We start from the raw sequence: 13,526 nt of genomic DNA, 5'->3' as shown, positions 1-13,526 counted from the left end.
ATCATACCCCAAATGAAGCAAAAATACCTGTAAATGTTTTTGATTAAGCTAGTAAAAAACAAGTTAAAAAGGACATTGTTGGTGCTGCTTTCGTAAAAACATAGTAATTTAACTTTGTAATTGTTATGAAGTAAAACTGCATTTGAGTAAATGTCCAATATTTCTCTTGAGGTACAGCTGAGCGCCCTGCCAAATAATCCTGGGGTATATCAGTTCTATGATGTAAATGATAAAATTCTATATGTTGGCAAGGCCAAAAACCTAAAAAAAAGAGTCTCTTCCTATTTTACCAAAAAACACGAGTATGGCAAAACACGCATACTTGCCAAAAAGATAAGTCTTATAAGACATATTGTGGTTCCCACGGAATCGGACGCGCTATTGCTAGAGAACAACCTTATTAAAAAATATCAACCCAAGTACAATGTGCTGTTAAAGGACGATAAGACCTATCCTTGGATATGTATAAAAAAGGAACGTTTCCCCAGAATATTTCCCACAAGAAAGATGATAAAGGACGGATCCGAATATTACGGTCCATATACCAGCATGAAAACCATTAAGACGTTATTGGATTTGATTAAGAGTGTTTACCCATTGCGTACATGCAATTACGATCTTTCTGAAGAGAAAATAGCGTCTGGCAAGTATAAAGTTTGTTTGGAATACCATTTGGGAAACTGTAAGGGACCCTGCGAAGGATTACAAAGTGTTGAGGACTATGATCAGCAAATAAATGATATTAGGCAAATTGTAAAGGGCAATTTTAAGTCTTCGCTTCAATATTTTAGAAGACAAATGAAAACGTTGGCGACTGAGATGAATTTTGAAGAAGCTCAACGCATAAAGGAAAAAATTGAGGTATTGGAAAATTACCAGGTGAAATCCGCAGTGGTAAACGACAAAATCAACAATGTGGATGTCTTTAGCATCATTTCGGATGACACCTTTGCGTATGTAAATTTTCTACAACTTTCTTTTGGTGCAATAATTAGGTCGCATACCATGGAAATAAAAAAGAAACTGAACGAGACCAACGAAGAGCTATTACAACTTGCGGTTGTAGAAATAAGACAACGGTTTAATTCACAATCTAAAGAGCTTTATGTTCCCTTTAGAATTACCGCGGAACCCAATTTAAAAATTACAGTTCCCAAACTTGGGGATAAAAAGAAAATTCTGGACCTGTCCGAGCGCAATGCCAAATTTTTTAGACAAGAACGGTTTAAGCAAATCAGAATTATTGACCCGGACAGGCATACCAATAGGATAATGGCCCAAATGCAAAAAGACCTGCGCCTTTCGGAAGAACCAAGACATATAGAATGTTTCGACAATTCTAACATTCAGGGAAGTAACCCCGTTGCCGCCTGTGTTGTTTTTAGAAATGGAAAGCCGTTTAAAAAAGATTATCGGCATTATAACATCAAAACCGTAGAAGGACCAGATGATTTTGCGTCTATGGAAGAGGTGGTTTTTAGAAGGTACAAACGGCTATTAAATGAAAACGAATCCCTACCCCAGCTTATTGTGATAGACGGAGGTAAGGGGCAGCTCTCCTCGGCGATAACAAGCCTTGAAAACCTGGGCCTAAGAGGAAAAATTGCCATAGTGGGCATTGCCAAGCGGTTGGAAGAGATTTATTTTCCCGATGATCCCATTCCATTATATCTGGATAAGAAATCAGAGAGTTTAAAAATAATTCAGCAATTACGCAATGAAGCGCACAGATTTGGTATTACCTTTCATAGAAATAAGAGAAGTAAGGCCGCTATTAACTCGGAGTTGGAGAATATTGAAGGAATAGGTGAAAAAACCGCCCAAGAATTGCTAATAAAATTTAAATCGGTGAAACGTATAAAGGAAGCTTCCATAGAAAATTTGGCCAAGCTTGTGGGGATGGTAAAAGCAAGGAAGATATATGAATCCTTTCACTAAGCACCAATACAACAAAATGCTAAAAATACAGGCAACATTACTGGCACTCATATTTGGCTTTTCAGCATTTTCGCAAGAGGCACAAAGAGGAGATGACCCAAAGGTAGGGCTGGTACTTAGTGGTGGCGGTGCTAAGGGCATGGCACATATAGGTGCCTTAAAAGTGTTGGAGGAAGCAGGTGTAGAAATAGATTATATTGGAGGTACCAGTATGGGGGCAATAGTAGGGGCGCTCTATGCTTCTGGATATTCGGCCACAGAACTCGATTCTATTTTTAAAAGTACCGATTTCATTGGTCTAATTCAGGATAACCTTCCTAGGAGTGCCAAGGCCTTCTATGAAAAGGAAGATTCCGAAAGATATGCATTGACCCTTCCCTTCAATAATTTTAAGATAACGATACCTTCAGCAATTTCTGGGGGCCAGAACATATACAATGAGTTGGTTTGGTTACTGTACCATGTAAAGGACATTAATGATTTTGACCAATTGCCCATTCCTTTCTTTTGTATAGCTACAGATATAGAAACCGGGAAAGAGGTGGTATTGGAACAGGGCTACCTTCCGGAAGCCATTATGGCAAGCGGAACCTTTCCTTCCTTATTTGAACCTGCCGAATTAGATGGAAAGATACTGATAGACGGTGGCGTGGTAAATAATTATCCCGTGCAAAAGGTAAGGGACATGGGCGCGGACATTATAATAGGGGTCGATGTACAACACGATCTTTCCAATCGGGAATCATTGCAGTCGGCTACCGAAATTTTGTTGCAGATCAACAATTTTCGTACGGTTAAGGATATGGAAGAAAAAGCCAAGCAAACCGATATCTATATAAAGCCCGATATCAGTGAGTATTCCGTTATCGATTTTGACCAAACAGAAAATATTATTAGGGCCGGTGAAGTGGCGGCAAGGCATCAATACGAAGAGCTTGCAAGTCTTGCCATAGATCGTGGCGGTGCTGCTACGCAAAAAGAATCTGTAAAACCTAGAGACACCATAGTAGTGAACCGCCTTATTTTAAGGGGTAATAACAATTACACCCGAGGATACGTAAAAGGTAAATTGCGCTTTAATCTTGGAGAACCTACAACGTTTAAAAAGTTACAACAGGGAATCAGCAATTTGTCGGCCACCGGAAACTTTCAGACTATTAGATATGAATTGGTCTCCAATGAATTGGGGGTAGATTTAATTTTAAACCTAAAGGAAAACCCAACCAAGACCTTTATCAGGTTGGGCGCACACTACGATGACCTATACAAAAGCGCAGCGATCATTAATCTAACAAGAAAGAACTTTTTATTGAATGATGATGTGGCTTCCCTAGATTTTATTTTGGGGGATAATATTCGATATAATTTGCAATATTATGTGGATAAAGGGTCGTATTGGAGCTTTGGGCTGCGTTCTAGGTTCGATCAGTTCGAAGAGGAGATAAATTTTGAGCTAATCCGTTCCAATTTTGATGTAGAGGATAATATCAACGTGGGGGCCATAAATCTGGATGTAACCGATTTTACCAACCAAATCTACCTGCAAACCGTATTGAACGAAGAATTTGCAGTGACCCTTGGGGCGGAGCACAAGTTTTTAAAATATAGCACAAGGACTTTGGGCCAAACCCAAACCAATGAAAACGCCTTAACATTAAGATCTTCGGAAGACCGAACCTTTTTCGAAAAAAGCACATATTTCAGCACCTATGGCGGACTTGTCCTGGATACCTATAACGATAGGTATTTCCCTAGCCAAGGGCTTTACTTCAATGGAGATTTTCATTTCTATTTATTGTCCTCGGACTTTCGGGAAAATTTCAAGGAGTTTTCCATAGCAAAAGCCAGATTGGGAGCCGCGTTTCCAATAGGGGACAAGTTGTCCGTTAACATTGAATCCGGAGGAGGTTTTAAACTGGGCACCTCTGGGGTTACATCTTTCGATTTTGTCCTAGGGGGCTATGGCAATAACCTAATTAACAACTTTGTTCCATTTTTTGGATATGATTTTTTAAGCCTTCCGGGAAACAGTTATGTAAAGGCCTACGGCAGATTGGATTTTGAATTTATACCTAAAAATCATATCATGTTCGCGGCTAATTTTGCAAATGTGGACGATGATCTGTTCCGTACGGGGGAATGGTTCACGGAACCAACCTTTTCGGGATATTCCTTAGGTTACGGGCTAGAATCTTTTATTGGCCCCATGCAGGTATTTTATTCTTGGTCGCCAGAAATTGATAGCAGTAATATTTTCTTTAGTATCGGGTTTTGGTTTTAAGGGGCTATTGCGTTACAAATTGATGGTTTTTTCCGATATTTGTATTTCCTATTGTAGCGATTATGATAAGATCGAGAATTGATATTACGGCCCACCTTAGGGCAATGTGGTAAAAGCAAAACGGACATTTGTCCGTATTTGGCAGGTTACAATTTTTATAAATCAATTCAAAATATCATGGCAATAACAGATAAGACTTCATTACAACTTCCCAAAGAGAATTTAGAGGCAGAGGATTTTTTACCCCTATTGGGAACAGATTACATAGAACTTTACGTGGGCAATGCAAAACAAGCGGCCCACTATTATATGTCGGCATGGGGCTTTCAACCTTTGGCGTACGCTGGTCTGGAAACGGGCTTAAAGGACAAAGTATCTTATGTTGTGCAACAAGATAAGATAAGGTTGGTGCTAACATCACCCTTAAAATCTGGTGGGGAGATCAATGCGCATATAGATAAGCATGGCGATGGGGTAAAGGCTATAGCCCTGTGGGTAGACGATGCCTCCAAAAGTTATTTGGAAACCACGGATAGGGGAGCGGAAAGCTATTTTGAACCCCGTAAATTGGAAGATAAAGATGGTGAGGTGATACTTTCTGGGATACATACCTATGGCGAAACCGTTCATGTCTTTGTGGAAAGAAAAAACTATAACGGCGTGTTTATGCCCGGGTATACAGCATGGAAACCGTTTTATAACCCTACTGATGTTGGTTTAAATTATGTAGACCATATGGTGGGCAATGTGGGCTGGAACGAAATGAACAAATGGTGCAAATTTTATGCTGAGGTTATGGGCTTTGCACAACTGGTCTCTTTTGATGACAAAGACATTTCCACCGAATATACCGCGCTTATGAGCAAGGTAATGAGCAACGGCAACGGAAGGATAAAATTCCCTATCAACGAACCTGCGGACGGCAGAAAAAAATCGCAAATAGAGGAATATATAGAATTCTATAATGGTGCAGGAGTTCAACACATGGCTTTAGCAACGGATAATATTATAGAAACGGTAACTGCTTTACGCAATCGTGGGATAGATTTTTTAACGGTTCCAAGCTCATATTACGAAGATGTATTAGACAGGGTAGGCGAAATAGATGAGGATTTAGAACCCCTTAGGGAGTTGGGTATTTTAATAGACAGGGACGACGAGGGTTACTTGTTGCAGATATTTACAAAACCCATCTTGGACCGTCCTACAATGTTCATAGAAATTATTCAGCGCAAAGGGGCAAAATCCTTTGGAAAAGGAAATTTTAAAGCCCTTTTTGAAGCTATAGAACGGGAACAAGAATCTAGGGGAACCCTCTAGAGGCGCTCAATATTCTTAATAATTTGTAAATTTTTGGCCAGCATCATAAATTACTGTTAAGAGCTTAGTTAAAGTACGTTAAAACCATTTACAGAATACGAATGATGCATTAAATTTGTGTCACATAAGGGGTGGTTCCCTTATTACTTTAAGTATTGGTTTTTCATAATTTAAAGTTTGGTTGGTTATTTAGGAAAAGCCCAGTTTTTAAGCTGGGCTTTTTTTTATACAATACTTTGGAATAAATTTTGTTTAAGTAATTGTAAAAAATAAATGGTTTGGTACCGTTTTATTAATTTTACAAATAACTTATAGGCATGAAAAAGCTTTCTATTCTTCTTTTTTTATCTATTTCGGTTTCTTTAAGTGCCCAGGGAAACAGAGCGGCATATAAGCCCGGAGAGTGGTTAAAGTTTCGTATTCATTACGGCTTTTTAAATGCTAGTTATGCTACGCTTCAACTGAATACTACAAAAATAGATAGCATCCCTGTATACCACGTAGTGGGCAAGGGGAGAACAACCGGTTTTGCAAGTATATTTTTTAAAGTGGACGATACCTATGAAAGTTATTTTGGGCAAGGAGATGGCAAGCCCTACCGGTTTGTTAGAAAGATAAACGAAGGTGGGTATACCAAAGATGTGGAAATCAATTTTGACCATAAAGAGGACAAAGCCATTCTAAATGATAAGAAGAATAAGAAAAAGTTTAATTTTGCCATTCAAGATAGTATTCAGGACCTATTGTCCGCATTCTACTATCTTAGGAACAATTATGAGCTAAAGGATCTGACCAAAGGGGAATCCATTTACCTCGATATGCTGTACGATGACGATGGTGTTTTTAAGTTTAAACTAAAATTTTTGGGCAAGGAGGTACTTAGAACCAAATACGGTAAGGTAGAATGTTTAAAATTTAGGCCCTATGTGCAATCCGGTCGTGTTTTTAAGGAGCAAGAAAGCCTTTCTGTCTGGGTGTCCAATGACAAAAACAAAATACCCATTCGTATAAAGGCCGATTTAACCATAGGGGCCATAAAAGCTGATTTGGATGGTTATAACGGATTAAAAAATCAGTTTAAGATTATAATGGATTAAATTTCCGCATGAAGAACAAGGAACGCATTGAATCCCAAATTTTAAAGCTTGAAGAAAAATATAAAGACTCGGGTCAGGATTTAAGCTCATATTTAGACGGCCTCCTGTACCAGCGTTACCTTACCTACTGGGATTACATCCATTTAGACACTTTGTTGAGCCTTCAGGTACCTAGGACCCATTTTCCGGATGAAGAAATTTTCATCATGTACCACCAGATTACAGAACTTTACTTTAAGCTGATATTGCACGAGCAAAAACAATTGGTGGATGTTGTTTCTCAAGAACTTGATTTTTTCGTTGAAAAGGTAAGAAGGATCAACAGTTATTATAAAGCATTGATTTCGTCTTTCAGTATTATGATCAACGGTATGGAGCGCCAACAATTTTTGCAATACCGTATGGCACTGCTTCCCGCCAGTGGATTTCAGTCCGCCCAGTACCGAATGATAGAAGTATATGCTACTCCTCTGGAAAATTTGGTACACCATACAGAACGTGGGCAGTTTTCTTCGCAAAACCCTATTGAGGAACTCTACGAACATATTTATTGGAAAAAGGGGGCAACAGATGCGGAAACAGGCGATAAAACACTGACACTTAAGCAGTTCGAGTACCGATACACCCCAAGGCTGATAAGGATCGCCAATCAGGTAAAAGACAAAACCATCTATCATAAATACCTGCAGCTACCAGAGAAAATAAGGAATAATAAAACCTTGATAGACGCGTTAAAGACCATGGATATCAATGCAAACGTAAATTGGCCATTGATGCACATGGGGTCCGCATATCGCTACCTCAAACGAGATAACGCCTCGGTAGATGCTACAGGGGGTACCAATTGGAAAGATTTTCTTCCGCCAAGTTTTCAGAAAGTAGTTTTTTTTCCTGAACTTTATTCGCTGGAAGAATTGGACAATTGGGGAAAACAATGGGTAGATCATATATTTAACCCAGAAAAAATAGAAAAATAATAATGCAAAAATATTGGGGCGTAATTTTAGCAATTGGCATATTGACATCTTGTAACGAGGAAAAACAACCTAGTGCTGAAATATCCGAAGTTAGGATAATGGAAGAACCAGTTGTGGTAAAGCAATACGGTTTTGATCTTAATAACTTTACCGTTCAACAAGATACCGTAAGGAATGGGGATAGTTTTGGCGAGCTTATGCTACGCAACAAAGTAGATTATCCCAAAATTGCCAAAGTATCCGAAGAATACAGAGATACTTTTGATGTACGGAGAATTATGGTGGGCAAGCCTTATGTTATTCTAAAGTCCAAGGATACCTCCGAGACCGCCCAAGTCTTTATATACGAAAATGACAGAATAAATTATACGGTAGTAGATCTGAGGGATTCCGTAGTTGCATATAAAAACAAAAAAGAGGTTAAGTACGTGCAACGCGAAGCATCGGGCATAATAGAAACATCGTTGTCCGAAGCAATTTTAGACCAAGGCATAGATTACAATGTAACAAATAATCTGTCTGAGATCTACGCATGGACCATCGATTTTTTTAGACTCCAGAAAGGGGATAAATTTAGGGTCATCTATAAGGAGAAGTTTATCAACGATTCTATTTACGCGGGAGCCGAACCTATAGAAGCTGCCTATTTTGAACATAGTGGTAAACCTTTCTATGCCTTTAACTTTGAAGCGGACTCGCTTAAAAATCTAGATGACTATTTTGACGAAAATGCCAATAATCTTAGAAGAACTTTTTTAAGGGCCCCAGTTAAATTTAGCAGAATATCCTCTAGATATAACCTAAAAAGGAGAATCCGATACTATGGCTATAAAGTAAGACCACATAAAGGAACGGACTACGCGGCACCTGTAGGCACTCCTATTATGGCTACCGCCAATGGCACGGTTACCGAATCTACGCGAAGGGGAGGCAACGGAAAATATGTAAAAATTCGCCATAACGGTACTTACAGCACGCAATACCTCCATATGAAAAAACAAAATGTAAGAAAGGGAGATTTTGTAAAACAGGGCGATATCATCGGTTGGGTAGGTATGACCGGAAATACTGGAGGGCCACACGTTTGCTATCGTTTCTGGAAAAATGGCAGGCAAGTAGACCCACTTAGGCAAAAACTTCCTGCGGCCGAACCAATGGCCCAAGCTTTAAGGCCCAAGTATTACGATTTTATTAGCCCGATTAAAGATCAGTTAGATTGTATAGCTTTCCCAGAGATTGAACCGGAAGAAGAATTGCTAACCCTCAACCAATAAAATGTCACTACCCAACATTGACCCAACTACTACAAAAGCTTGGAAGAAACTAGGACAGCATTTTGAAGCACAAAAACAAACCCATCTAAAGGAACTTTTTACAACTGATAGCAATAGAGCCAAGAAATTTACCATAAGATGGAAGGATTTCATGGTAGACTATTCAAAAAATAGGATTACCGAGGAAACCATGGCACTACTGACCGAGCTTGCCGAAGAAGTGGGTTTGAAAAAGGCTATCCAGAACTACTTTTCAGGGGACCAGATCAATCAAACAGAAGGAAGGGCCGTGCTACATACCGCACTTAGGGCAAAAAAAGAAGATGTTGTATTGGCCGAGGGCGAAAATGTAATTCCTGAAGTTTATGCGGTAAAGGAACATATTAAAGATTTTACCAATGCCATTATCACAGGAAAGAAAAAAGGACACACCGGAAAAGCCTTTACGGATGTTGTAAATATTGGAATAGGCGGATCCGATTTAGGGCCAGCCATGGTAGTGGAAGCCTTAAAATTCTATGGCAATCACCTAAAAATGCATTTTGTAAGCAACGTAGACGGAGATCACGTTAGGGAAGTGCTGAAAGAATTAGATGCAGAGACCACACTTTTTGTGGTAGTATCCAAAACATTTACCACCCAGGAAACCCTGAGCAATGCCACCACAATTAAGACATGGTTTTTAAAACATGCCAAACAAGAAGACGTGGCCAAACACTTTGCCGCGGTATCTACAAACACGGCCAAAATAAAAGAATTTGGCATTTCTTCCGAGAACGTGTTTCCGATGTGGGATTGGGTAGGTGGCCGCTTTTCTTTGTGGAGCGCGGTTGGCTTATCCATAGCACTAGCCGTAGGGTATGAAAATTACGATTCCCTGTTAATGGGTGCCAATGCCATGGACGAACACTTTAGGAACAGCAGTTTTGAAGAAAACATCCCCGTTACCCTAGCCTTATTAAGTGTGTGGTACAACAATTTCCACGGGGCAGAAACAGAAGCTATTATTCCGTATACACAATACTTAAGCAGATTTTCGGCCTATTTGCAACAAGGAATTATGGAAAGCAATGGTAAGAGCATGGACCGTAACGGTAATAGGACGGGCTATGAGACCGGGACGATTATTTGGGGAGAACCAGGCACCAATTCGCAACATGCCTTTTTTCAACTGATCCATCAGGGTACAAAATTGATTCCAACCGATTTTATAGGTTACAAAAAGCCCTTGCATGGAGAAATGGATCATCATAATAAATTAATGGCCAATTTTTTTGCGCAAACGGAAGCTTTGATGAATGGAAAGACTTCCGACGAAGTAGTTAAAGAACTTGCAACTACCAATCTTACGGACCAACAGTTGGCGGCCTTACTACCGTTTAAAATTTTTGAAGGCAACAAGCCCACAAATACTTTTTTGATAGATCAGCTGACCCCAGCAAGTTTGGGAGCTTTAATTGCCCTTTACGAACACAAAATATTCGTTCAGGGGGTTATCTGGAACATCTTTAGTTATGATCAATGGGGCGTAGAATTGGGCAAGCAATTGGCAAGCACTATTCTTAAGGATATAGAAAATTCAGAAATTGCCGATCATGACGCTTCTACCTTACAACTTCTTCAGTCATTTAAGGGTTGAACATCGATTTTCCCATTTTTTTAAGACGTTTATAACTTCCTCGTTCTCAATGTAAATTATGATAAATTTATGTTAAATTTGTACTGACTAATTTAACACTGCCTTAATGCCTCGTTTCTAAAAACTCCGCATTTTTGCAGCATCGACTAAAACAATTAAACACTAGAGAAATGAGAAAAATGTACATCGTGACTGCGGCGTTATTAATGTCCGCTGTTGCATTTTCACAAGTAACGATTACAGGTTCTGTTATTGACAGTGATTTGGGTGGACCCTTGCCAGGAGCAAGTGTTCTTGTCCAAGGAACGGATAATGGGGCATCGACCGATTTTGATGGAAATTTCACTTTAGAAGTTTCTGAAAACTCGGGGGTCTTGGTTGTTTCCTATTTGGGATTCATTGCCAAGCAAGTTAATTATTCAGGAGAAGGAAATGTTGGGACCATTACCTTACAACCTGATGCCGAGGAATTGGAAGGTGTTGTTGTGACCGGAATATTGGATATTGCCAAGGAGCGAGAAACGCCCGTGGCTGTCTCTACAATTCGAGCAGCACAGATCCAAGAAAAATTGGGATCACAGGAATTTCCGGAAATTCTTAGAACTACCCCTTCCGTGTATACCACTAAAACCGGTGGCGGATTTGGTGATGGTAGAATAAACATTAGAGGTTTTGATTCCCAGAACACAGCGGTTATGATCAACGGTATTCCAATCAACGATATGGAAAACGGGCGTGTCTTCTGGAGTAACTGGGCAGGTCTAAGTGATGTAACCACGGCCATGCAAGTACAAAGGGGCTTGGGCTCTTCCAAATTGGCCATCTCATCCGTAGGAGGAACAATTAACATCATTACCAAGTCTACCGAAAAAGAAGAAGGCGGTAACGTTACTGTAAGTGCGGGTAACGATGGTTATATAAAGACCAATGTTTCATACAATACAGGTAAGCTGGAAAATGGTTTTGCCGCTTCTGTCTTATTGGGTAGAACATCGGGAAATGGTTATGTGCAAGGAACTGAATTTGAAGGATATAATTATTTCATAGGATTTGGGTACGAACCAAACGATAAACACAACTTCCAGTTTATACTTACTGGAGCTCCGCAAGTGCATAACCAAAGAACCTCGAGCTTTTTTAGCACAGCAACCCTAGAACAATTTTTGGAATTTGGGACCAAGTACAACTTTAACCACGGTAACTTAAACGGACAGGAGTTTAACTGGAGAAGAAACTTTTACCATAAACCAGTGCTGTCCATTAACTGGGAAATGAAGGTTAATGACAAATCTACCTTATCCGCTTCTGGTTATGCCTCTTATGGTAGAGGTGGCGGAACTGGCGATATTGGAAGATTGGGAGGTAATTTTGCCAGCTCTAGTAGATTTCGCGATGATAATGGTGCCGTATTATGGGACCAGATCGTAGCATCCAATTCTGGTGTTGAAACTACATTCAACGACGGTTTTGTATTTGGCAATACAGTAGATCCCATTACCGGTACCTTTGTTGTAAACGATGATAGTATTGGCGATTTTGGGGACCCTACCGATCCTAACAACTTACCTGGAGCAATTAGAAGGAACGGTTTTATAAGAAGAGGCTCGGTTAACTCGCACAACTGGTTTGGGGTTATTGCCAATTTCCATACCGAGGCAACGGAACACTTAAGCTGGGACGTAGGTTTAGATCTTAGAAGCTATAAGGGTATCCACTATAGAAGAGTGGATAACTTACTTGGAGCAGATGGTTACAGAGATAATGATGATGTAAACAATCCGTTCAACGTGATAACACAAGAAGTAACTTCAGATGTTTCCGGACTTTGGAATGTGTTTAGAAGTATTGACGACGATGAGAAAATCGACTATTACAACGATGGCTTGGTAAGATGGGCCGGAGCATTTGGCCAAATAGAATATTCCAACGGTACAGTTTCTACCTTTCTTCAAGGAGGTGTTTCACAGCAAGGATTTAAACGAGTGGATTACTTTAATTACTTGGACTCCGATCCTTTACAAGAAACCGATTGGGAAAACATTTTGGGAGGTAATATTAAAGGTGGCCTCAACGTAAACATCGATGCCAGGAACAACGTATTTGTAAACGCAGGTTACTATTCCAAGCAACCTCTTTTTGACGCAGTGTACCTTAATTTTGATAATGATCTTAACCCTGATCTTCAAAATGAGAAAATTTTAGGATTAGAATTGGGATATGGTCTAAACTTGGATGACTTTAGAGCCAAAATAAATATCTATAGGACTTCCTGGAAAGACAGATTTCAAGATTTGGACATCACTACACCTCAAGGGGATGAAGGAACCGCTAATATTACAGGTATAGAACAAATACATACCGGAATAGAGATAGAAGCGGATTATAGGGCCAATGACGTTTTAAGTTTTAGGGCCATGTTATCCATGGGGAACTGGGAATATGGAGGTAACGCAAACGGATCTGCCTTCGATGATGATCGAAACCTCATTGATGACGATGTTACCTTATACTTGGATGATATAAAGGTTGGCGATGCCGCACAGTTCACCACCAATTTGGAGATGATTATAAGACCTATAGACAATTTAAAACTGAGTACAAGCCTCTATAACGCATCTAGGCTATTTGCACAAATTGCAGCGGAAGATTTTGATTTTCCTGATAATCAGGGTTCACTTCGTTTACCAAGCTATAGTTTGGTAGATGTGGGCGCTTATTACAAATTTAAGTTTGGAGAGAGTGCGGTAAGTTTGGCCGTAAACGTAAACAACCTTTTCGATACAGAATACATAGCAGAATCATTGACCAATAATTTTGCCGATGGTTCCAATGCCACTTATGAAGGTATTGATGTAAGCAACAGGGTATTCTTCGGTTTCGGAAGAACGTTCAACGTTAGTGCACGTTACACTTTTTAAATAACCAAAAGTACAATTGAAGGACCCCGCCTTTGGCGGGGTTTTTTTGTACCCAAAAATCATTACTTTTAGGGTACTAAAA

The 13,526-nt window shown here is 39.7% G+C and carries 8 protein-coding genes; all 8 read left to right on the top strand.

The window, feature by feature from the left end; all coding sequences use genetic code 11:
* The first annotated feature begins 150 nt into the window (after positions 1–150).
* The 8 genes from uvrC (at position 151) to ACEQ81_RS01685 (ending at position 13,444) form a co-directional block, all read left to right on the top strand.
* On the top strand, positions 151–1,938 hold the full coding sequence (gene uvrC, locus ACEQ81_RS01720; protein WP_411029117.1) for an excinuclease ABC subunit UvrC: 1,788 nt from the start codon (positions 151–153) through the stop codon (positions 1,936–1,938).
* Positions 1,922–4,219: a patatin-like phospholipase family protein gene (locus ACEQ81_RS01715; RefSeq protein WP_411029116.1), complete on the top strand. Its 2,298-nt coding sequence runs from the start codon at positions 1,922–1,924 to the stop codon at positions 4,217–4,219. The genes uvrC and ACEQ81_RS01715 overlap by 17 nt, the downstream gene beginning before the upstream one ends.
* Before the next feature lie 177 nt (positions 4,220–4,396).
* A complete protein-coding gene (gene hppD, locus ACEQ81_RS01710) occupies positions 4,397–5,539 on the top strand; it encodes a 4-hydroxyphenylpyruvate dioxygenase (protein WP_411029115.1) in 1,143 nt (380 codons plus the stop codon).
* 317 nt (positions 5,540–5,856) lie between these two features.
* The gene (locus tag ACEQ81_RS01705; RefSeq protein WP_411029114.1) at positions 5,857–6,636 is read left to right on the top strand and encodes a DUF3108 domain-containing protein; all 780 of its coding nucleotides are present in this window, start codon (positions 5,857–5,859) and stop codon (positions 6,634–6,636) included.
* Positions 6,637–6,644: 8 nt separating this feature from the next.
* On the top strand, positions 6,645–7,613 hold the full coding sequence (locus ACEQ81_RS01700) for a tryptophan 2,3-dioxygenase family protein (RefSeq protein ID WP_411029113.1): 969 nt from the start codon (positions 6,645–6,647) through the stop codon (positions 7,611–7,613).
* 2 nt (positions 7,614–7,615) lie between these two features.
* Entirely contained in the window at positions 7,616–8,887 is a 1,272-nt protein-coding gene (locus ACEQ81_RS01695; protein WP_411029112.1) for a peptidoglycan DD-metalloendopeptidase family protein, read from the top strand.
* A gap of 1 nt (position 8,888) precedes the next feature.
* The gene (gene pgi / locus ACEQ81_RS01690) at positions 8,889–10,526 is read left to right on the top strand and encodes a glucose-6-phosphate isomerase (protein ID WP_411029111.1); all 1,638 of its coding nucleotides are present in this window, start codon (positions 8,889–8,891) and stop codon (positions 10,524–10,526) included.
* Positions 10,527–10,696: 170 nt separating this feature from the next.
* Positions 10,697–13,444, top strand: a complete 2,748-nt coding sequence (locus ACEQ81_RS01685) for a TonB-dependent receptor (protein WP_411029110.1) — start codon at positions 10,697–10,699, stop codon at positions 13,442–13,444.
* The last annotated feature ends 82 nt before the right edge of the window (positions 13,445–13,526 follow it).

The sequence above is a fragment of the Spongiimicrobium sp. 3-5 genome (assembly GCF_046557915.1).
In the GTDB taxonomy this organism is placed as follows: Bacteria; Bacteroidota; Bacteroidia; order Flavobacteriales; family Flavobacteriaceae; genus JBHEBG01.
This window is presented reverse-complemented; position numbering and strand designations above follow the sequence as displayed.

Coding starts and splice junctions, on each gene's coding strand:
- uvrC (WP_411029117.1), top strand. CDS start 151: ATGTCCAATATTTCTCTTGAGGTACAGCTGAGCGCCCTGCCAAATAAT.
- ACEQ81_RS01715 (WP_411029116.1), top strand. CDS start 1,922: ATGAATCCTTTCACTAAGCACCAATACAACAAAATGCTAAAAATACAG.
- hppD (WP_411029115.1), top strand. CDS start 4,397: ATGGCAATAACAGATAAGACTTCATTACAACTTCCCAAAGAGAATTTA.
- ACEQ81_RS01705 (WP_411029114.1), top strand. CDS start 5,857: ATGAAAAAGCTTTCTATTCTTCTTTTTTTATCTATTTCGGTTTCTTTA.
- ACEQ81_RS01700 (WP_411029113.1), top strand. CDS start 6,645: ATGAAGAACAAGGAACGCATTGAATCCCAAATTTTAAAGCTTGAAGAA.
- ACEQ81_RS01695 (WP_411029112.1), top strand. CDS start 7,616: ATGCAAAAATATTGGGGCGTAATTTTAGCAATTGGCATATTGACATCT.
- pgi (WP_411029111.1), top strand. CDS start 8,889: ATGTCACTACCCAACATTGACCCAACTACTACAAAAGCTTGGAAGAAA.
- ACEQ81_RS01685 (WP_411029110.1), top strand. CDS start 10,697: ATGAGAAAAATGTACATCGTGACTGCGGCGTTATTAATGTCCGCTGTT.